At 32.5% G+C, this 21,457-nt stretch carries 16 protein-coding genes and 1 pseudogene; 8 read left to right on the top strand and 9 right to left on the bottom strand.

Annotated elements, in window-relative coordinates; translation table 11 throughout:
• The first annotated feature begins 405 nt into the window (after positions 1-405).
• A complete protein-coding gene (locus IGQ45_04020; GenBank protein ID MBF2056393.1) occupies positions 406-921 on the top strand; it encodes a response regulator in 516 nt (171 codons plus the stop codon).
• The gene (locus tag IGQ45_04015; protein ID MBF2056392.1) at positions 914-1,525 is read left to right on the top strand and encodes a pseudouridine synthase; all 612 of its coding nucleotides are present in this window, start codon (positions 914-916) and stop codon (positions 1,523-1,525) included. Before IGQ45_04020 ends, IGQ45_04015 begins: the two co-directional genes overlap by 8 nt.
• Positions 1,526-1,614: 89 nt before the next feature.
• Here IGQ45_04015 and IGQ45_04010 read toward each other — a convergent pair whose 3' ends face one another.
• Complete coding sequence (locus tag IGQ45_04010) at positions 1,615-3,477, bottom strand: SUMF1/EgtB/PvdO family nonheme iron enzyme (protein MBF2056391.1); 1,863 nt, start codon at positions 3,475-3,477, stop codon at positions 1,615-1,617.
• A gap of 304 nt (positions 3,478-3,781) precedes the next feature.
• On the opposite strand from IGQ45_04010, the gene IGQ45_04005 reads away from it, so the two are divergent.
• Positions 3,782-5,350, top strand: coding sequence for a glucose-1-phosphate thymidylyltransferase (locus IGQ45_04005; protein MBF2056390.1), 1,569 nt, complete (start codon positions 3,782-3,784; stop codon positions 5,348-5,350).
• A 523-nt stretch (positions 5,351-5,873) separates the two neighbouring features.
• Here the strand turns inward: IGQ45_04005 and IGQ45_04000 are convergent.
• Together IGQ45_04000 and IGQ45_03995 are read right to left on the bottom strand one after the other, a co-directional pair.
• Entirely contained in the window at positions 5,874-6,380 is a 507-nt protein-coding gene (locus IGQ45_04000; GenBank protein MBF2056389.1) for a hypothetical protein, read from the bottom strand.
• 62 nt (positions 6,381-6,442) lie between these two features.
• Positions 6,443-7,051: a hypothetical protein gene (locus tag IGQ45_03995; GenBank protein MBF2056388.1), complete on the bottom strand. Its 609-nt coding sequence runs from the start codon at positions 7,049-7,051 to the stop codon at positions 6,443-6,445.
• Positions 7,052-7,418: 367 nt separating this feature from the next.
• Here IGQ45_03995 and IGQ45_03990 point away from each other — a divergent pair, with 367 nt between their 5' ends.
• Complete coding sequence (locus tag IGQ45_03990; protein MBF2056387.1) at positions 7,419-7,640, top strand: hypothetical protein; 222 nt, start codon at positions 7,419-7,421, stop codon at positions 7,638-7,640.
• Between the two features lie 90 nt (positions 7,641-7,730).
• Here IGQ45_03990 and IGQ45_03985 read toward each other — a convergent pair whose 3' ends face one another.
• Positions 7,731-7,847 carry a DUF433 domain-containing protein gene (locus IGQ45_03985; protein ID MBF2056386.1) on the bottom strand — a complete coding sequence of 39 codons (117 nt, stop codon included), beginning with the start codon at positions 7,845-7,847 and terminating at the stop codon, positions 7,731-7,733.
• 146 nt (positions 7,848-7,993) lie between these two features.
• On the opposite strand from IGQ45_03985, the gene IGQ45_03980 reads away from it, so the two are divergent.
• Entirely contained in the window at positions 7,994-11,953 is a 3,960-nt protein-coding gene (locus IGQ45_03980) for a DUF3883 domain-containing protein (protein MBF2056385.1), read from the top strand.
• Here IGQ45_03980 and IGQ45_03975 read toward each other — a convergent pair.
• The 5 genes from IGQ45_03975 to IGQ45_03955 form a co-directional block, all read right to left on the bottom strand.
• Positions 11,950-12,762 (bottom strand): hypothetical protein, encoded by an 813-nt coding sequence (locus IGQ45_03975; GenBank protein MBF2056384.1) that lies wholly within the window; start codon positions 12,760-12,762, stop codon positions 11,950-11,952. The genes IGQ45_03980 and IGQ45_03975 overlap by 4 nt on opposite strands.
• Before the next feature lie 320 nt (positions 12,763-13,082).
• Entirely contained in the window at positions 13,083-15,134 is a 2,052-nt protein-coding gene (locus IGQ45_03970) for a WYL domain-containing protein (GenBank protein ID MBF2056383.1), read from the bottom strand.
• A 2-nt stretch (positions 15,135-15,136) separates the two neighbouring features.
• The gene (locus tag IGQ45_03965; protein ID MBF2056382.1) at positions 15,137-15,487 is read right to left on the bottom strand and encodes a hypothetical protein; all 351 of its coding nucleotides are present in this window, start codon (positions 15,485-15,487) and stop codon (positions 15,137-15,139) included.
• 24 nt (positions 15,488-15,511) lie between these two features.
• Positions 15,512-16,081 carry a hypothetical protein gene (locus IGQ45_03960; protein MBF2056381.1) on the bottom strand — a complete coding sequence of 190 codons (570 nt, stop codon included), beginning with the start codon at positions 16,079-16,081 and terminating at the stop codon, positions 15,512-15,514.
• 30 nt (positions 16,082-16,111) lie between these two features.
• Positions 16,112-17,218 carry an RNA-directed DNA polymerase gene (locus tag IGQ45_03955; GenBank protein MBF2056380.1) on the bottom strand — a complete coding sequence of 369 codons (1,107 nt, stop codon included), beginning with the start codon at positions 17,216-17,218 and terminating at the stop codon, positions 16,112-16,114.
• Between the two features lie 552 nt (positions 17,219-17,770).
• Here IGQ45_03955 and IGQ45_03950 point away from each other — a divergent pair.
• From IGQ45_03950 to IGQ45_03940, 3 genes and pseudogenes are all read left to right on the top strand, one after another.
• A complete protein-coding gene (locus IGQ45_03950) occupies positions 17,771-19,579 on the top strand; it encodes a threonine--tRNA ligase (GenBank protein MBF2056379.1) in 1,809 nt (602 codons plus the stop codon).
• 299 nt (positions 19,580-19,878) lie between these two features.
• On the top strand, positions 19,879-20,289 hold the full coding sequence (locus IGQ45_03945) for a DUF4332 domain-containing protein (protein ID MBF2056378.1): 411 nt from the start codon (positions 19,879-19,881) through the stop codon (positions 20,287-20,289).
• A gap of 33 nt (positions 20,290-20,322) precedes the next feature.
• Positions 20,323-20,955 (top strand): annotated as a pseudogene (locus IGQ45_03940) (MFS transporter).
• The last annotated feature ends 502 nt before the right edge of the window (positions 20,956-21,457 follow it).

Genomic DNA, 21,457 nt, shown 5'->3' with positions numbered 1-21,457 from the left:
AAATCAAGAAGGGGGGAAATAAATAAGGGTGTCGCTATCCTTCCCCAATCCGCTTTGCTGAGATTGGGGACTGTCGCAACGAACGTTCAATTCATTAAACAACCTGCTATTAGCCGTGTAATTTATTGCAAGGTGGGTAACGATACTAACCCAAAATTACAAAACCCAGCGCCCTCCACCAAACTCTTTTAAAAGATGCTGAAAAAATTTTAGATAAAATAATTAATTTTTTACATTGATTTGCTCTTGATAATTATTAAAATAATTATTAATAGTGGTGATCACTTATTATCGCTAATTAATGAAGTTTTAGAGCTATCAAAAATAGAAGCAGGGCAAATTAAAGTTAATAAAACGGTTTTTAATATAGTAGAACTATTAAACTCTTTACGTTCAATGTTACAAATGAAAGCTAATGAAAAATATCTTGATTTAGACTTTAAAATAGCGCCCGACATCCCAGAATATATCGTTAGTGATGAGCGTAAATTAAGACAAATTTTACTTAATTTGATCAGTAATGCTTTAAAATTTACTGAGGAAGGTAGTATCACCGTTGATGTTAAATTAGCAGAAGATAATCGAGTGAATCAAAAACTGCTAGTTAGTTTACTCAAAAAACTTAATTATCCTGCTGATATTGCTAGTGATGGTGTGGCAGTTTTGAGGGCGCTGGAAAAGCAAAATTATGATTTAATTTTTATGGATATAGAAATGCCAGAAATGGATGGTATTAGTGCAACTAAGACTATTTATGATACTATAGAAAAAAGTAAAATCCCTTTAATTGTTGCGATGACAGCGCATGAAGATGAAGAAAAACGTCAGATTTGCCGAGATGCAGGAATGAAAGATTATATTACTAAACCAATTAAATTAAATGAATTAGAAAGAGTTTTTAATCAGTATTTTAATGACTAAATACACTTATTTATTATTTTATAAACCTTATAATGTTTTGTGTCAATTCACTGATGATAGCGCCCTCCGCCATGGGCGAGAAACCTTAAAAGATTATATTAAAATTCCTGATATTTATTCAGTGGGAAGATTAGACTTAGATAGTGAAGGATTGCTATTATTAACCGATAATAATAGAGTAAAACATCGTTTATGTGACCCTAGTTTTGCCCATCCGCGCACCTACTGGGTGCAAGTGGAAAATATCCCTAATCAAGAAGCATTAAAAACATTGAAAAAAGGGGTAATTATACAAGGAAAAAAAACTAAACCAGCTAAAGCAAAATTATTAAATCCAGCGCCCCTCACCGCCCCTAGAACCCCCCCCATTAGGTATCGTAAGAGTATTCCGACCCAATGGCTAGAATTAACCCTCACAGAAGGCAGAAACCGCCAAGTGAGACGCATGACAGCGCAAATAAATCATCCTACCCTGCGTTTAATCCGTTATAGTATTACGATAAATCCTCAAGTTAAATTAACTTTAAATGGCTTAAAAATTGGTGAGTTTCGCTACCTTACTGATGAAGAGCGGAGGGCGCTGGAACATTTATTTAGAATGTAGAATGTAGAATGTAGAATTTAGAAAACAATTACTTCTACATTCCTTCAATTATCAATTGTAAATTATCTTCACCACTTTTTCATAAAACTCTAATTCGTAACCACCCGAAAACCGATAAAATTATAGGCAGAATCAGCTGAATAACTACTACGTTTAGCACTACGACAGTAACTAGAATCTAAAGACCATGAACCACCCCTGACAATGCGGGGTTGATTACTTATTTTAACCTCAAAAGCTGAACCATCCTTAGGTTTTTGTAGATAAGTAGGAGCATAATGATCTTCACACCATTCCCATACATTACCATGGGTATCATACAACCCAAAGGGATTTGGGAAAAAATTATCCACAGGGGTAGTTTTGCGGTCATATTTGCCTTCTTTTTTGTCGTCTTTTGATGTTTTGCGCCCGTCATAATTAGCAAATTCAGGGGTAATAATATCACCAAACCAAAAAGATGTATTTGTAGCACCACGACAGGCATATTCCCATTCTGCCTCGGTGGGTAAGCGGTAACTACGTTTAGTGAGATTACTCAAACGTAAACAAAATTCCTGTGCATCATACCAAGATACCCGATCCACTGGTAAATTATCCCCTTTAAAAGAAGAAGGATTATTTTTCAGCGCCCTCCCCACCCTAGGTAAATTGCTAACAACACGCCATTGTAACTGGGTGATGGGATATTTGCCTAAGAAGAAGGGCGCTATTTTTATTCTCGTTTGTGGCGTTTCATCTTTTTCTTTTGATTCATCTGTACTACCCGATCCCATTAAAAATGAACCGGCTGGAATGGCAATCATGTCCAAATTTACTGCTTCCCCCAAATACTCCACAAAAAAACGTCCTTGTTTGGTGACAGTATTTTTTTCTAAGCCTTCCATCAAACCAAATAACTTTTTCTTTTGAATAACGGTAAAAGTTTCAAATTCAAAAGTATCAATTTTAGGGTTTAAATCATTCTGAACAGCATTAGTAACCGATGGTAGAACAATACCATTATCATCAATGATAATGTCATCTTCTGGCGCAAAAGCAGATATAACTTCTTCATCTCGCGCTTTTACCGTCTCCATCGGCACAGTGGTAGCATCATCATCAAAACTACGTTGGGGAGGGGTGGAGGGCGCTGTATCACCCCGAAACAAATAAAACCAATCTCGAATACACTGAGGACGATCTTGCGGGTCTAAACTCATACCCCTTAGAATAGCTAAATTAGTATGATCCCTCAAAGTTGGGCTATACTGCTGGGGTGGTATTAACTCTTTATACTGACGAAACTGAGAGGGCGTAGGTAATTGCCCCGTCACTAAAACATATAAAGTAGCAGATAAAGAATAAATATCGCTAGAAAAACCCATCCTCATGCCTGTGCCAGAAATTTCAGGAGACGAGAAATAATCCATCATGGCATTTTTTGCCCGGCGCACGTCGTAGGAAAATAACTTAATAGCTAACCCATAGTCTAATAGAATTGGTTCTTGGGATTTTTTTTCAATGATAATATTTTGAGGTTTAATATCTTGATGAATGGTGCGATTTTGGTGTAATAAATTAATGGCTGAAGCAATTTTAGTAATTAATTTGAGTGCCGAATACTCATCTAATTTACCGTAGGTATCCAAATAAGTAGCTAAATCATCCCCTTCCAAATAATCCATCACCATATAAACAATCTCATCTTCTTGTAAGACATAAGGTTCGATTTTCACAAGATGGGGATGTTGACAGCGCGCTATTTTTTCGGCTTGTTTGACCAATTTTAGTTCTAAATCTTGACTATGGGGCTGACCTTGCCATACTTTTGGGGTAGTTTGAATAGTAACGAGTTTTCCGTTGGCAATTTCTTTGGCACGATAAGCAATTCCAGCGCCTCCCCGCAAAGACATAGACTCAATAACATATTGACCATGATTCAGCTGTTTTCCCTTTTTCCAGTTACTCATCGATATTTTTTCTTGATACTCTTATGTCAAATCCTATCTTAAATCAGTTGTGGTGAGGATTATAATTATTGTGAAAAATGATTTTGAGATTTAAATGTGATATTGACTGATGTTACGCAAAAATAGAATTAATTGTTGGTATCAGGTGTCGGGTGTTAGGTTAAAGAATTGACAAGAAACTTCTGTTTATTGATCTTTTTCTTGTACAAGAGTCTATGGAGGGAAGGGTTTTAAACCTGAAACCTGCTACCTGAAACCTCCCTTAACTTAACATTTGAATCAATGGGTAACGTCAGATATTAACATGAATGCAAAAATATTATTAATTGGTAGTACAGGACAAGTTGGCAGAGAATTATCTTTTACTTTATCATCTCTCGGTGAGGTGGTGGAGGGCGCCCGTCACCCCCATGCAAAAAATATGATTAAATTGGATTTAACAAATAATGAGCAAATTAGAGAAGTAATCCAAACCATTAAACCAGATTTAGTAGTTAATAGCGGTGCTTATACTGCCGTAGATAAAGCAGAATTAGAACCAGAATTAGCCTATCAAATCAACGCCATAGCGCCCTCCATCCTCGCTGAAGAAATGTCAAAATTAACAGGAAAATTAATCCATATTTCTACGGATTATGTCTTTGATGGCAGTAAAAATACACCTTATTTAGAGACAGATAAAACTAATCCTTTGGGGGTGTATGGCAAAACAAAATTAGCAGGAGAAGAAGCCATACAAAATACTAATGTTGATTATATTATTTTAAGAACGGCATGGGTTTACGGTATTTATGGACAAAAAAATTTTGTCAAAACTATGGTAAGATTAGCCCAAGAAAAAACACAATTTACCTACAGTGGCGCAAAACAATTAGTACCAGTTGCCAATAAACCAATTTTATGGTATGGCATTGAAGCTATCGTCAAAGCAGGGATTACAGACATCGGCATTATTATTAGCCCTGAAACTGGCACGGAAATTGAGCGGGTGACGGGCGCTGGGGAAAAATTTGGAGCAAAAATTACCTACATCTTACAAGAAAGCCCCGATGGTTTAGCCCATGCCGTGAAAATCGCTCAACCTTTTTTGGCAGATTCTCCATTTATTATGTATCTGGGAGATAACTTAATTGCTGATGATTTAGAAGAGTATTTAACAGAGTTTAAAAGTAATAATTTATCAGCTTTAATTCTGCTGAGAAAAGTATCAAATCCTTCCGCTTTTGGAGTAGCAAAAATTGACGAAAAAGGTAATATTTTAGCATTAGTCGAAAAACCAACCAATCCTCCTTCAAATCTTGCTTTAGTGGGCATTTATTTTTTTTCCCCCATAATCCATGAAATTATTGAAAATTTACAACCTTCCCCAAGGGGAGAGCTAGAAATTACTGATGCTTTACAAGGTTTAATCACAGAAGGGAAAAATGTTAAAGCCTGTCAACTCAAGGATTGGTGGTTAGATACGGGTAAAAAAGATGATTTACTAGAAGCAAATCGTATTATTTTAGACACTAATTTAACGTCAAATAATCAAGGCATTATTCAAGGTAATAGTCAAATTATCGGTAGAGTTGCCATTGGCAAAGATACAAAAATTATTAACTCAACCATAAGAGGTCCAGTTATAATAGGTGATAATTGTCATATTGAAAACTGTTTTATCGGACCTTATTCAAGTATTGCTAATAATGTGATTTTAACGGATGCAGATTTAGAACATAGTGTCATTTTAGACTCGGCACAATTAAAAGGTATTCATCATCGTATTGTCGATAGTGTCATTGGACAACGGGCTAAGTTAATTTTAGCACCCCAGCGCCCGAAAGCTCTCAGTTTTATGATCGGTGATGATTCATATATTCAATTAGTTTAATTTTTTATCAACACTTAACTAGGAAAGTTATGGTTTTTTACAGTGGTTATGATAAATTAATAAAGAACAATGCTTATAATTATTACTGAATAAGACTTACAGCAAAATAAAAATTAAAAGTTTATAAATTATTATTTAATAATTCTCTTTTCCCTCTTCCCTTTTCCCTATGTCAACCAGCAATTTATCATAATAAGAGAGCCAAAATTGTATTTATGAAAATTACTTTAGAATTACCAGATATTCCCAACGTGGATAAAATAATTGGCGTTGCTGAATCAAGGTATGAAAAGAAAAATCGAACTATCTCAAACAATGGTTATTTAATCGTTTCGTGATTGGTACTGAATAGAAATCATACTCAATATCAGCAAAGCCAATATACTTATACTTGCAATGTTTAAATGAAGATTTCTGAAATCAAAGTAATAATGGCTGAAACCTTTAAATACTAAGCATTTTAGACACAGATTGCCCCTGGTTGCACGAACCTTCTATTTACGACGCCTAACCATGAAAAACGCTATAAATAGATAATTTTTCCATCGATAATTTCAATTAATCCTAAATCCTGTAATCCTATCCATTGCCAAGTTGTAAATAATTGATAGAATTGTTGCCAATCTAAATATATTTTTTCTTCCTTTTCCGTTGCACATGCTTTTATTGCATCTAAGGTTTTTTTGGCATCTTCTAAATCAGGATGAATTCTACTAGCGGTAAATTGAACTAAGGCTAAATATTGATTCCAAGATTTTTTTCTTTTCGGGTTAATATACCAACAACCAATCATTATATAGTCTTGATATTCATCTACTATAGTAAATAAAGGCTCTCTAGCGTAGTATGGAACTTCTGAATCTTCTGATTTGAGCATAATACAAGTTAAGTCGATCGTAGGATGCTCCCTATCATGTCCTATTTCTTGCCATTGGGGAAATGTGATTAAAACGATTCGATGATCTGATAAATAATTAACAGTAGGTTTAGGATACAACCAACGTGCTAAATCTTTGAGATGATTAATCATTAGTGATTTCTTAGAAGTTAGTATTTTTAAGGAAAATGTCGAGGAAAATCAAAATTTGTGCCTCAAAAGTTCGATCGAACTCTATGATGTTTTAAGAATCTTCTGGTTTTTAATTCCTGTATTTGACGATTAGCTTCTTTTTTAGCCAGTAACCCACATTTATTAATTGAAGTTGTAGAGAGGAGATTAACAAATTGAGGGCGGTTAAAATTACCCATAAATGCCCCATAAGCACAAATAGCTTCAGGGTATTGAGTCACTAAACCGTAGTTTAAATCACGGGGTATCTGGGGGATATATTTTTCCCAACGAAATTCATCTACAGTTAACCATGCAGTAATAGCGATGGGCGCAATGACTCGATGAATGTCAGATTCCATCAATGATAGCAATACAGGGTGGTTATCTTGGGGAGAAACGCTATAGTCTCGCTGACTAATTTCTAATATTTGTTCGACAATTTCTGATCCTAATGCTAATAAACGAAAATAGCTAGAGACAAAATCGGGGATAGCGTAGTAACGACACCAGCCTTTTTGATGTAAGGGAGGAAAAGTAACGGCGGTTTCAGTAGCTAAAAACCAGTGGGCTTGATTGTGCAAAATTTTTTCACGGTAATAATTTCGTATAGTGATAGGGGGATATTGTTCTAAATAGCTGTTTTGGCTCATTTTGTTACAATTTATTTTGCTACTCTACTACTTTAATTCAAAGATTAAGAATTTAGTTGATCTCTGATGCTAATGACGAATTAAGTGTTTAATAGAGGAACGATCGAGTGGTCTGGAATGCGTTTTAATTCAATATAATGATTAATTTCTTCTGTAAATTCACTCTCTATAAGCAAGGGCAGAAAATACTTGACAAGGGACTTAAATGAAGCATTCGGTTAGAGATTTCTTCGGGTGTAATTCCCCATTATCATAATCTACTTTAATTTCATTCTGAATTATTTTAACTCTAATATTGTAAATACTTCATTTAACGGATTCTTACTATTATAATTAAAGATATTCTCTAGTTAACTCTTAAGGAACGATGGAAACAATTACCATTCAAGTTGATCCTGAAATTGCCAAGGCTTATCGAGAAACCAAACCTGAAAAACAGCAAAAAATTGGTATGTTTCTCAATGTAATGCTAAAAAAGGCTATTAATCAAAAACCACTGCTAGACATTATGGAAGAAGCAAGTCAACAAGCGATCTCTAATGGAATGACTCCAGAAATTTTACAATCAATTCTCAATGATGAAAACTAAACGAATCGTCATTGACACGAATGTAATAGTAAGTGCGTTGATTTTCTCTCAATCTACCACTATGCAAGTTTTTAGAATTTATCGCAGAAATCAACTAATAAAAAATGCGATCGCCCTAACAGAAGTACGAGTACCTTCAATAATTGGTTCACCGTTAAGAATTGATGAATCAGAAACAATATAACGATATTGTGTTGCCTGTAACATTTTTGTTAAAACATTAATTTAATTTTTAGGTTAACATTTTGAGGGAGATCAAGGGGGAAAAAAGGAAGTAAATATAAGTATAAAATGGTAATTCAATGGTATAATTTGGACTGAATTAGAAAATATGTCATAAAATACGGCAAACAATGAGTCTATCGGAAAAACAAAGATTTATTGAACAATTATCAAAAGAAAAGTCAGAATATAAATACCGAAGCCAAGCGGAAGATTCAGCAAACTCATTAGATATACTTTCCAATGATATATATTCAGAAAGTGAAAGATTTATCTATGAATTAATCCAAAATGCCGATGATGCTTCTGATGATTCAACAAAAGGAGTCAGTGTTATTATTGAATTTACGGATAATTTTATTATTATTTCTCATACGGGAAAAGAATTTACAGAAAAAGATATTAGATCTATTTGTGGAGTTGGAAAAAGTCAAAAATTAGAAGATCCCAATAAAACAGGATATAAAGGAATTGGGTTTAAATCTGTTTTCGGTAAATCAAATTATGTTTGTATTAAATCAAATGATTTTTGTTTTCGCTTTGATAAAAAACATTGGGAAAATAAAGAATATAAAATGCCTTGGCAAATAATTCCTATTTGGACAGATATAAATAATATTTCAGAATTAAAATCTGTGTCTTTTATTCATTTTTATAAAGTTTCTACTATTATTAAATATGAAAAAACGGATGAATTAAAACAAGATTTATTAAAGCTCTTAGAACATCCCCAAATAATGCTTTTTTTGAGAAAAGTAAATAAAATAATTATTAGGGAAAATAGTAAAGATATTGTAACGGTAGAAAAATTAACCACAAATGAAACTATAACTTTGAAAAAAAATGGATATATTGAAAGTGAATGGATAAAAAAAGATTTTATGGGATTTCCTATTAGTAAAGAAATACAAGAAAAGCTAAAAGGAGATGAATATTCACCAAAAAAACTAAAAGAAGCAAAATATTCTAGTATTTCTTTTGCCGCAAAAGTTGAAAATAATAAAATCATTCCCTTAAAAAATGATGAATCTTTAATTTTTACTTATCTGCCCACAAAAATTAGTTTAGGTTTTCCATTCCTGATCAATGCAGATTTTCTCACAAATGCACCAAGAGAGGGATTCCATGAAGATAGAGTTTGGAATCAATATCTTTTTGAACAAGTTGCTTTTAAGTTATTAGAATGGTTAGCAGAATTAGCTAAAAATCCAAGATATAAATATCAAATAAGTCAATTGATTCCTGATAAGTTAAAAGGTTATAATAAAATTATAGAGGCATTCAATAATGGATTAAATAAAGCTAAAAATAGTATTGCATTTATTCCTAGCGAAAGTTATAAATTATTGAAAATAAGTGAATCTTTGATTGATAAAACAGATATTAATTATGTTATAGGAAAAGAATCATTTTTGGAGTATTATAAAATAGCAATTAATAAAAATATTTCTGTTTATTTAGTTAATCATAATATTATTCATGTTAATAAATTAATTAATTTTGGGGTTAAAGAGTTTTCGTTAAAAGATATACCAAATTTATTTGAATCTGATATTTTTCAAAGTCAGTTATCTATAGATGATACATATCAGCTTATTGAATTTTTATACAATAAAGCACAAGATGAACAACAAGGAAAATACTGGAAAGAAAAACTGCCGAGTTTACCATTTCTTTTTAATCAATATCAACAATTAACTTCTCCTAATAAACCTATCTATTTTCCTGTAGAAGAATTAGATATGGATGATGAGGATGATGATTTAGTTGCTCATAACCAAGAACTTTCTTTTATTAATGAAGAAGTATTAGCACAAATATCTGAGAATAAATTGATATTGCAATGGCTGCAAAAAGACTTAAATATAACTTATCCAACCCAAAGTAATATTCTTGACAAAAATATTTTACCAAATCTTGATTCTCTGAGTGAAACTGCTGAAAAATCTATTCAAATTGTTAGATATTTATTTGATGCTCATAAACAAGGAGAAATAAATGAAAGTAATATATATCAATTAAAAAATTTATATTTGATAACTAAAAATAGTTTACCTTGTAAGTTATCAGAATATCATTTATATTTATCAGATGAATATGAACCTGAGTTGAATTTGGAAGAATATTTGGAGTCAAAATATTTTATATCATCTGAATATATTAGAGAAAATGATAATATAAAAGACTGGAATTATTTTTTTGTTTTGATAGGAGTAAAGGAAAAGATAGGAATCGAAGAAATACAAGAAAGAACAACGATAAGTAAACTAGAAAAGATATTTTCTACTGAATATTTTGATTTTTTGAAAAATACTCAACAATATCCTTTCACTGTATACCCACATTTAATGAGAAGTGACAATGAAATAAAATCATTAACAAAATTAACTTTTGTAGAAGAAACAAAAAATTATAAATTTTCTCGTTTTTTTTGGGAAAAAATTGTTAAAAATAATTTTTTATTAAAAATTAGTAATATAATTCAATATTATTGGGGGTATGGTAATCGAACAGGTAGATCTCAAGGAGATAATGTTGAACCAAATTATCTTATCTGGTTTTTAACACATGAAAGTTGTATTCCGACAGTTAAAGGTGAATGTTATAAAGCTGAAGAAGTAATTATTAATAGAAAAGAATTTCAGAAAATAGGAGGAAAAGATTTATCAATACTAGATTTAAAAGTAGAAATAAAACCAGAATTACAAAAATTATTTAACTTTAGAGAAACTATTAATCTTGAAGAATATCTTGATGTTTTGATGATAATTTCAGAAACCCAAGATGAAGATAAAGATATAAGTAATATTATTGAACGCATTGGATTAATTTATCAAGCTCTTACTAAATATGATCAAGACTATGAAAAAGAAATGATCAAGAAATGGGGAGAATCAAATAAGGTTATGGCAATTGATAACTCTTTTTATTCTCCTCAAGATTTATATTGGGTTGACACAAAAATTTGTGAACTTCCTGCTAATATTAATAATTTTGTAAAATTACCTAAAAAAGATTCTGAAGTTATAAATCTACTCAGATTATGGGGAGTAAAAATAATTACTGATGAGGACTTAAATTTTGTTACAAGTGAAGATAAAAATGAAGTATCAGATCTAAAAAGAAGATTAAAAAGTCGTTTACCTCTTATTGCTTTAGTTTCATCTACTCAATTAGAAGAAGATTGGCAAAATGTGTTTAGTAAAATGAGTAAAATTTTAGATGAAACCATTTTTTATGAAGTAAGCGAACTTTATATATCTTGTGAACAAAATGGAGTAGAAATATTTACACAAAAAAGAAATGCTCGGTTTAATCCTCAAAGTCAAGAGTTTTATTTTTCAGGGAATTGGGATAGTCCAAGAACTTTATATTCACTAACAGAAGAATTAGGAAGTCTCCTAAAAAATAAAAGGATGGAAAAAGAGTTAAATTTATTAATTTTAGATAATATAAGTAGTGGTTTAGAATGGCTAAAAGAACAAGGATATGATACTACACAAATTCTGTCTCAGTACTTAGAAGAAGAGCAAGAATTTATATTGCCCACTACAGATAGTTTAATTAACAATTCGTTGGCGAGGTCAAATGAACAAAAACAATTTGACGCTGAAACTGGAAAACTTGGAGAAGAATTTTTGTATAAAGAATTATTAGAAATAATTAAAGCAAATTATCAAGTATCAGATAATGAATTTAAAAATACAGAAAAAGGTTGCCGAGTAGAGATTAGAAAAGAAAATTGTCCGAAAGAGATTGAAATTGTTTGGGAGAATAAAAATGGAGAATCAACAAAACCTTATGACTTCAAAGTTATTAAATATTTTAAAATTATAGAAAATAATAGGTTACAAATTAAAGAACAAGTTATTTATATTGATTCAAAAGCAACCACAACAGATAAAATTAATAATGAATCAATACCATTTTATTTATCGCCCCAAGAATGGGTTTTTATGGATGAAAATAAAGATAATTACTATATTGCTAGAGTATTTAATGTGAGAACAAATCCATATATGAGTATCTTAAGAGGAAGTAATTGGAATAATTTATTAGATAGCAAAGATGATTTCTTGTTACAAATTTAATCATCTCGAAACTGATCCCATGCCGCATCATTAAAACTATCAGGATCTCCCCAATCTACGTCATCAAAAGGATCTGGATTACTATAGTAGTAATCATCATCATCATCATTATGGTCTTGATAATAATTTTGTTCTGGTTTTTCCTCATCCCAATCTTCTTCATCTTCTACATCATTGTCAAAAAAATCATTATTTTCCTGCTCTGATTCTATTGGGGAAACTTCTAAACCATTATCCCTAAATTCTTTGACGATTTCATCGATAGGATCTTCTAATAAATCTAACAATTTTTCAGGAGAAATTTTATCTTTATCAAGTTGTAAGGCTTCAATTAAATATTCTCCTATTTTGATATTTTTGCGACTATTCCAAGCCCCAACATATAATAGGATATTACTGCTTTTTTGATAATAATTATATAGATGTTGTTGGTAGTCTATCTCGGCTAAGTAGTAGTAAAGTTTATCAGGATTTTGAATGTTTAATTTAGATAAAGCCTCGCCAATTTTCTCATCATAATGATTCACTAATGCCATGTCTGTAGCGTTAGTCAAATAAACTGCTATATAGTAAGCACGTTCCTTAATTAATTTAGGTAAAATTTGGCACTCATTTTTATCATTACAACATATTTTAATTGTTAATAATTTTTGCTCAATTTGATTGTTAATACTTTGTAGAATTTCGGCTGATTTATCCCTTACTGCTGTATGTTGTCCAATTAATGAAGTTAAGGAATATTCTGATAATTGCCAAGGTTGAATAAGTTGCTGAAAAATGATTTTATCCTCTGTGTTAGGATTAGTCATAATTGGTTTTGGTGTTAGTTTTTAACGATTATATTTATCATAATCCGACATTTGTGAGATTATCTATCATTCAATGCGAATGAGGAAAATAATAGCCATGTGGAAATTTTGTATTATTCTTGGTCAGTTCTGTAGGTAATAATAAATGTACGCTATTACTCAAGATTTTGGATTTAATTAAATCACGCAAACCATTAATGTGGATGTCTAGTATGTTTACCATAAGTTTAATTCTATTTTGATTGTATTTATGGGGGGTATATAACAAAATATATATACGCTATAGCTTTATACTTGAGGTATATTTTTGGGGTTACATACTAATAATTTCGATGTCCGTAATATAATAGTGAAATATCTTCTCCTAACTTCTTAACTTTATTCACTAATTCAGGGGGATTAATTACCTTAACTTGTCCACCAAAACCAACAATCCACCGTAATAAATCAATGTCTTCTAATGACCATAATGGTAATTTTACTTGAAAACGATTAGGATAATTTTTATCTTCTGTCTTTTTAAGGGTAAAAGGTGGTTTTTTATGGTTGGTTTTATGAAGAGGGGGAGACATTTTCATTTGTTGTAAGGGAAAGCGATTTGTGCCTTCACTGATAAACTTAAAAATATAATCGTTGAACCATAATTCTATAGTTATTTCAGCCTTACTTCTCTGTTTTTTATCGAGGTATTCTTTTTGCCATTTAACATTATTACCGAGAAAGATTCCCCCACTAGCTTGATATAGTTCTTGCAATTTGTTTAGAGCGTTTACCTGTTGTTTTACATCCCTTAATTTATCTGTTTTTCTGCCTAAAAATAATCTATCTAATCTTTCAAATTTAAATAAACCTTTGTCTATTCCCTCTGCATATTCATAGGCTAAATACCAACCAATGTTATGAAAAACTATTTGTAATGGATACGCTAAAAAATAATTGTTATTAGTGGTAGTTTGACTAAATTTGGCACTGCCTGAAAAGCGATTTAATTCTAATAAATGTCCAGAGGCGATCGCACCTTCTAAGACATCAATTTTTTTGGCTAAAGAATCATTAGAAATACTGTTTAAATCGACAATGTTTTTATTATAAATTGCCCTGACGGGATAACTTTCGGGATGAGCAATTTTAGCATCTCCGAGACGATTTTTAAAAGTTTCATAAATAGATAAGGCAACAGGATCTGATAAACTATTAGCTTGAGCTTCCAATAGGCGAAAAACTTTAATTAAATCTGTTTGAGATAAAATGCCTGTGCCGATAAAATAGCCTTTTTTCATGGTAAAATCGGGGAAAATGCCAAAGGGTTTTAAAACTTTTTCTATATCTTTACGAATACTATCACCACAGTTAATATGGATAATTTGTTCATCTTGCATGGCTTGAACTAAACTTTGCAAACATCCTTCTTTTTTTTTGTAAATTAGGGGATGATGGATAATAAAATGAATAGTTTTTATTAGTCTGGTAAATGGTTCAATATCTGAGTAGGGATGGGTTACTAAATCATCAATATTTACTATTTCAATATCTGGTAATAGTTCATAATTTTGTAGATGAATAATGCCCATTTTCTCTAACCAGATTAAGTCTTGTTTAATGGCTTCGGGTTGGGCATAAATAGGGCTTATTTTCTTGGCTAAAATGGCACAAATTTCTTCGATTTCACAGGCAAATTTAGTTTCTTCCCCTAAGATTTCTGTGATTAATTCGGGGTTGGATTTAGATAAGTTGCCGAGGTTAGGATATTTAATTATAAGGCTAATTAAGTGGAAGATGCGATCGAAGTCTAGTAACCTTGAATAAGGATGAAATTGTATTTTACTATTGGCGGTGCGATTAGTGCGATTAACTTTTACTCGATTTAGTTTTGAAAGTTGATTATTAAACTCATTAACTTCTAATTTACCATCTTTAAATGGTATGTCATAAACAGCTAAAAACCCCTCCGCAGGAAGAGGTGGAAAATTTCTGAGGGATTGATATAAATTAGTTATAACATCATCTGGTACTTGTCGAGAACGCTTTTTATTCCAGTCTAAACAAACATTTAAAGGAGTTTTTAAATACCAACCAATCCAGTTGACATTTTCATATTCTGCTAACTTTTCTAAAAGAGTCATTCGCCACCATCTTTGAGCGTTAGTAGCATCATAAATAATCGGTTTTCCTACTTGAATATAACTGTCAATTTGTTTAAATATTTCTGCTTCAATTAATTGCCAATCTCTTTGTATATTTTCATCACCAAAAAGTTGTTTTCTAATGCTATCGGTGGAAATAATTTGATAATTTGAGTCTTGTTTAATAATATGTTTAGCTAGAGTTGATTTTCCACTACTTGGGCAACCAATTAAAATGTATGAAATCATTTTTATTTTCTTTGGGTATCTATTTTATTGCATAATATAGTGATAAATTCTTCGAGAACTTCCGTCACTAAATCATAATCTTTTTTTTCCGCACAATGATCTATTTCTTTGTGACTAGATGGTTGATTAAATTTAGGACGTAACTGATAGTTAGTCTCAGGGTAGTTAATGTTATAAAAATGATTAATAAATTCATTCTCTAATTGTTGATTATCTAAATAAATAAAACAGAATTTATATCCTTTATTTTTTAATTCAATTGACTTTTCTTTTATATTGAAGCCATGTTGAGAAAATAATTTTATCAATCCATTTATGGTAGCTTCATCAGGTAAATTTACATAAATTGTCATAAAATGCGAATCTCCATTTTTCTTCTATATAAATGGAATATCAAAAGCATCCCTATGACTGCCTTTATTTCTTTCGTTTTTTATGAGACGATTAATAATTTGTTTAATTTTTGTGATTTTTTCCTCATTACTTTTATTCATAATCATATTGCAACAAAATTCAACTTTATCACTAAGTGGAAGAAATTCATAAGATTCTTTTTTGTATTTTTCACCAGTAGCAATAACAGTGATAGATTTGATCGTATTATTAGGGGTTTGTTCTAAATCAATTAAATTTTTATGACTATAAAATCTAATAAAATGATCGACAACTAACTCAATTTGTAAACAACAAAGACGACAAAATTCAGTAAAATCATCATTTAATCTTGCTTTAATCATTAACACACAATCATCATTAAGTTTTTCTCTCAATTTATGATTTTTTTGAAGATAACTAATTTTAGAATAATTGATATTATAATTGATAACTTTTTGATAATTTTGAACTCCAGTAACTTTTACATAAGTTTCTAAATTACTGAGTAAACTGTGTAATTCATGAATTTGTTTTTTTAATTCATCAATTTCTGTTTTTTCATTGTTAGTCATTGAGAAATAAACCTATCTCTAATTTTCTAATTAATTTAAACTCATCAGATTGTTATATAAAGTTATATATTTTTGATAAATAAGATCGTCCTTACCCTTAACCATACCTATAAACTCTATTTTACCTTTTAATACGTCTTGAAAACGAGGGATTTCTTTCCCTGAAAATCTAGCCTTATGATGATACTTTTCTTCAAACTCCTTCTGTGCAGATTCTAAACCAAATTTAGCCCAAGCATGAAGCATCGCCCTGACTTGACGCACATAACGTCTATCCACATTGGGAAATTGATTAGTGGTTAAACCCGTTACCTCTTGATGATTCCCCTTAGTTTGTAAACGGGTTTTCTTTTCATTCACACTAAACCCATTCTCTCTGATGATAGTCGAAAGGCGATCGCCCAACACAACTTTTTTCCCCTCATCCTCATTAACAACATAAGCTAAATCCGCAGCAAAATCCTTGATAGTAGTAGAAAAAGTCATATCATCAGCATAACGAGTATAAGTTGCCTTACAATCTTTTGCCAGACGTTGTAACTGACTATCCATCTTCCCACAAATCATATTAGTAATAATAGGAGAAGTCGGCGCACCTTGAGGTAACTCATTATTCTGACAACAAATTTGAGCTAATACCGTAGCCACATTAGGAGGTAAATGATAAGGAGTTGCCATAAACATTCCCCTAACTCGCCCAAAATTGACAGAAGGAAAAAAGTTTTCTAAGTCTAAATTTAAAATATAACGTTTTTTTACATGGGCTTTGGCATTGGTAACAATATTTTTATCTTGCACAAAACCATGCACTGAAGGCTTAACCTGATAAACTGCCTGTAAAACCTGATTAAGTTTTTGTTGAATAATTTTTAACGCCGTAATCGGGGTTGATATTTGTCTTTCACCGCCAGATCTTTTGGGAATAGTAAAAGTTTTATAACGTCTCTGGGAGTCAACTAAATAAAGATGATAAACTAATCTTTTATGAGGAATATTTAAGAGTTTAGCAACATCTAAAGGAGTTTTTAATTCATAGAATTTTTGTTTTAATTCTTCAGGAGAGTCTGAGAGTAATAAACGATTCTTTTTATCCTGATTTGGTGAAATTAATTGCCCTTGAGGAAGATTTGCCGTCATTATTACTCTTAAATTAAAAAATAAAAACTTGTGACTAAAAAGAAAACTAAAATAAAAATCACTTGCAGGTTGTATTCTACCTTATCCATATATATTTATAGAATCTTCTTTGGTTACTGCTCAGATTCTATCGTAAAGCTAAGTTTGAAATACACCATCGCAGTATCCACAATGGAAATCAATATCTTACCCTACAAGTGATTTATTTAGTTTTAACCTTTTTTGAGGTCATACTATTAGCTTATCTTACCTTAACAAGAAAACTAATGATTTGATGCTAATGACGAAATTGGAAATCATCCCAAAGTTTGTAATTTCTATTGATACGCTCGGAGCCACATTCTGGACATTTCATCTTTTTTCCCTCAAATCCTTGTTTTCCCTACATCATACCTTGATTCAGCAACGCCAAAAATGTATCATCAGTTGAGCAAAATGATTATGTCTTGACACTCACACCATCAAGCAACTAGAGAATTTTCCATCGGAAGTCTGACGGTTTTAGGATAAAATCAATTACTATGCGGTATCGAAGCAATATATAAAATTTTTATGTCAAATCAAGTAGAATCAATAAAATTACCTCGCACCAGTGAATCAGAAAATTTAAAAAAAATTCGCCATACCACCTCCCACGTCATGGCTATGGCAGTACAAAAATTATATCCTAACGCTCAAGTAACCATCGGACCTTGGACAGAAAACGGTTTTTACTACGACTTTGATTTACCTGAATCCTTGACAGAAAGCGATCTCAAAGCAATTAAAAAAGAGATGACCAAAATCATCAATAAAAAATTACCCGTTGTCAGGGAAGTTGTTAGCAGAGAAGAAGCGCGCCAACGCATTGCCCATATTAACGAACCTTACAAACTGGAAATTCTTGATAGCATTAAAGAAGAACCCATTACAATTTATCACTTAGCGGATCAATGGTGGGATTTGTGTGCCGGTCCTCACGTGGAAAGTACCGCAGATTTGAACCCCAAGGCTATTGAGTTGGAATCGGTGGCGGGCGCTTATTGGCGCGGTGATGCCAGTAAACAGCAGTTACAAAGGGTTTATGGCACTGCTTGGGAAACCCCCGAACAATTAACGGAATATAAGCGCCGTAAGGAAGAAGCGTTAAAAAGAGATCATCGCAAATTAGGTAAAGAATTAGGCTTATTTATTTTCTCTGATTCTGTCGGACCCGGATTGCCTTTATGGACTCCCAAAGGTACTCTTATTCGTTCCACTTTAGAAGATTTTTTGAAACAAGAACAGGTTAAGCGTGGTTATTTACCTGTAGTTACTCCCCATATTGCTAGGGTGGATTTGTTTAAAATTTCGGGACATTGGCAGAATTATAAGGAAGATATGTTTCCCATGATGGCTGATAACCCTGAGGAAGCGGAAAAAGAAATTGGTTTTGTCATGAAACCCATGAATTGCCCTTTTCATATCCAAATTTATAAGAGTGAATTGCGCTCTTATCGCCAGTTACCTATGCGTCTAGCGGAATTTGGTACAGTATATCGTTATGAACAATCAGGAGAATTGGGCGGTTTAACTAGAGTAAGGGGTTTTACGGTGGATGATTCTCATTTATTTGTGACTTCCGATCAATTAGAGTCAGAATTTTTCAGCGTAGTTGATTTAATTCTCTCGGTTTTCAATAGTTTACAGTTAAAGAATTTTAAAGCGCGCCTCAGCTTCCGTGATCCCGCTTCTGATAAGTATATCGGTACTGATGAGGTTTGGGAAAAGGCGCAAAATGCCATTCGCAATGCGGTGCAAAAGTTGGATATGGAACATTTTGAAGCACCCGGGGAAGCGGCTTTTTATGGTCCCAAGTTAGATTTTATTTTCCAAGATGCTTTGGAAAGGGAATGGCAGTTAGGCACGGTGCAGGTGGATTATAATTTACCTGAAAGATTTAATTTGGAATATACAGCGCCCGACGGCGCGCGCCAACGCCCCATCATGATTCATCGAGCGCCCTTCGGTTCATTAGAACGTTTGATCGGTATTTTAATTGAGGAATACGCTGGAGATTTTCCGTTATGGTTAGCGCCCACCCAACTGCGGTTAATCACGGTTAATGAGGAATTTTTACCCTATGCCCAAGATGTTTGTCAGCAAATGTTAATGGCTGGAATTAGGGCTGAGGTGGACACCAGTGGGGAGAGATTAGGCAAAATGATCCGCAACGGTGAGAAGCAAAAAGTCCCTGTCATGGCTGTGGTAGGGGCGAATGAGGTGGAAAATAATACTCTCAGTCTTCGTACTCGTGCGGTGGGTGATTTAGGTACTTTACCCGTCGCTGAGGTGATTGCTAAAATCAATGATGCCATTACACGGCGAGGGGCGCTGGAATAATTCGGAAGTAATTTGAGGGCAAATTATTTTCTGTTAGTAGTGGTTGAATGGTATTCAACCCACCCAGAAAGTTATAAACATTTTTAAAGAATCTTATTTCGGGCTTCTAGCCCGATTAAGGTTGATCCCTGATACAAACTAGAAGAAGTACCAAAAAGAATCTTAGTTCAATTTATTGAACTTAATCCTGTTGGTTCCTTGTAATTCATTATACGGTGGCTAAATTACTTGAATTCCAGTAACTCTTTTTTTGCTACCTTTGCCTTTTTTCCGTTTCACTCATTCCCTAGCAAATAACGATGACTCGATTTGTGATCAAAATTGAAAATTTACCCGGCATTAGTAATCAAGATATTCAAATATTAAACAATGCCAAAATTTTTACCAATCTTGATCTATTAAATCAAGGCTATGAAAAAAATAAACGGATTTTATTAGCTCAAAAAATTAGTATCAATATCCGACAACTTAGTAAATGGATTGCCCTAGCTGATTTAGCAGGAGTTAAAAGCGTTAATAGTCAATATTGTGGACTTTTATTACACGCTGGAATTGCTTCCCTAGAAAGTTTAAGTCAAGCCAAAGCGCCCTCCCTCCAACGCCAAATTCTTCGTTTACAAGTAGCCACTCTGAAAAGACGAGATTTATGCCCATCGGTTTCGCTAATACAACAATGGATTACCGAAGCCCAAAAGTTAGTACGATTGTAGTGAAATCACCTGCTAAATATCTCACGAAATAGAATGAATGAAGCACCACCACAATTAAAGTTATTCGGATTAAATGCCCAACAGGGTAGATGGTTGCTAATTCCTCTGGGCATTATTGTTTTATTATGCTTAGGTAGTGTTTACTCTTGGAGTATTTTCAGAAAACCCCTCGAAACACAATTTAATATCAGCGCCACAGAAAGTTTACTACCCTACACCATTGCCCTTCTCTTTTATTCTTTGTTAATGCCCATTGCTGGTTTTTTTATTCCAAAAATCGGCGCAAGAAAAATGACAGCCATAGGTGGTATCGTGGTAGGTTTGGGCTATATTCTTGCGAGTTTTGGCTCTAATATTATTATCATTACTATTGCTTACGGTGTCATCGCTGGTAGTGGGGGAAGAAATTATTAATCTTAACCCTAATTTTTAGCAATGGCACCCACCATTACCCTAAAATTTTTTAACCCTGATAACTATGCCCAAAACTACGGTATTGTTTTTACTGCTTATGGTACAGGTGCGCTAATTGGGACATTATTTATTGGTCAAATACGAGATTTGTTTGGTAGTTATACTAACGGTTTCTATGTCATGGGTTTATTAGCAATTGTTGGTATTATCGTGGCACAATTTACCCTCAAAAGTCCTCATCATCTACGGTGAAGGGCGCTATAGGATTTGATTAAAAAGTCTATTCATGGGGATTATGAATTATGAATTATGAATTATTAGACTTGTTGCAAATTAAATATCTGCGTATGTGAAACCCTTATTAAATAAATAAGGACTAAATTTAGCAAAAAACCTATTTCGCAACAACTCTATTATCTCCCCTGCTTTCTCCTGTGTCTTTTAAATACTATTTGGTCTAATATCAAGTCCGTTTGATCAGCCGAAGGCTGCCGCTGCGCGATCACTTACAAATTAATTAAGAATAATCTTAGTTCAATTTATTGAACGTAATTCTGTTGGTTCCGTGTAATTTATTACACGGTGGGTAAAGTGCAAAGATACTAATAAGGGTTTGCTGAATAAATCAAAACCCTTATTAAACAAAGGTTTTAAGCATAATGAAACCCATAAAAAGTGCCAAAAATAATCTTTTTTCTCTACCCTTTTTTAACCTTTGCACCTTGCCCTTTTCACTTTGCTCTTTTAAAGCATT

It is taken from the genome of Cyanobacterium sp. T60_A2020_053 (assembly GCA_015272165.1).
In the GTDB taxonomy this organism is placed as follows: Bacteria; Cyanobacteriota; Cyanobacteriia; order Cyanobacteriales; family Cyanobacteriaceae; genus Cyanobacterium.
Note: the sequence above shows the minus strand (reverse complement) of the source record. Positions and strands in the feature narration are given on the sequence as shown.

Excerpts from the sequence above, each read along its gene's own strand:
- IGQ45_03960 (MBF2056381.1), bottom strand. The coding sequence starts at position 16,081 with ATGACTAACAATGAAAAAACAGAAATTGATGAATTAAAAAAACAAATT.
- IGQ45_04020 (MBF2056393.1), top strand. The coding sequence starts at position 406 with ATGAAAGCTAATGAAAAATATCTTGATTTAGACTTTAAAATAGCGCCC.
- IGQ45_04005 (MBF2056390.1), top strand. The coding sequence starts at position 3,782 with ATGAATGCAAAAATATTATTAATTGGTAGTACAGGACAAGTTGGCAGA.
- IGQ45_04000 (MBF2056389.1), bottom strand. The coding sequence starts at position 6,380 with ATGATTAATCATCTCAAAGATTTAGCACGTTGGTTGTATCCTAAACCT.
- IGQ45_03990 (MBF2056387.1), top strand. The coding sequence starts at position 7,419 with ATGGAAACAATTACCATTCAAGTTGATCCTGAAATTGCCAAGGCTTAT.
- IGQ45_03950 (MBF2056379.1), top strand. The coding sequence starts at position 17,771 with ATGTCAAATCAAGTAGAATCAATAAAATTACCTCGCACCAGTGAATCA.
- IGQ45_03965 (MBF2056382.1), bottom strand. The coding sequence starts at position 15,487 with ATGACAATTTATGTAAATTTACCTGATGAAGCTACCATAAATGGATTG.
- IGQ45_03980 (MBF2056385.1), top strand. The coding sequence starts at position 7,994 with ATGAGTCTATCGGAAAAACAAAGATTTATTGAACAATTATCAAAAGAA.
- IGQ45_03955 (MBF2056380.1), bottom strand. The coding sequence starts at position 17,218 with ATGACGGCAAATCTTCCTCAAGGGCAATTAATTTCACCAAATCAGGAT.
- IGQ45_03970 (MBF2056383.1), bottom strand. The coding sequence starts at position 15,134 with ATGATTTCATACATTTTAATTGGTTGCCCAAGTAGTGGAAAATCAACT.
- IGQ45_04010 (MBF2056391.1), bottom strand. The coding sequence starts at position 3,477 with ATGAGTAACTGGAAAAAGGGAAAACAGCTGAATCATGGTCAATATGTT.
- IGQ45_04015 (MBF2056392.1), top strand. The coding sequence starts at position 914 with ATGACTAAATACACTTATTTATTATTTTATAAACCTTATAATGTTTTG.
- IGQ45_03945 (MBF2056378.1), top strand. The coding sequence starts at position 19,879 with ATGACTCGATTTGTGATCAAAATTGAAAATTTACCCGGCATTAGTAAT.
- IGQ45_03985 (MBF2056386.1), bottom strand. The coding sequence starts at position 7,847 with ATGTTACAGGCAACACAATATCGTTATATTGTTTCTGATTCATCAATT.
- IGQ45_03975 (MBF2056384.1), bottom strand. The coding sequence starts at position 12,762 with ATGACTAATCCTAACACAGAGGATAAAATCATTTTTCAGCAACTTATT.
- IGQ45_03995 (MBF2056388.1), bottom strand. The coding sequence starts at position 7,051 with ATGAGCCAAAACAGCTATTTAGAACAATATCCCCCTATCACTATACGA.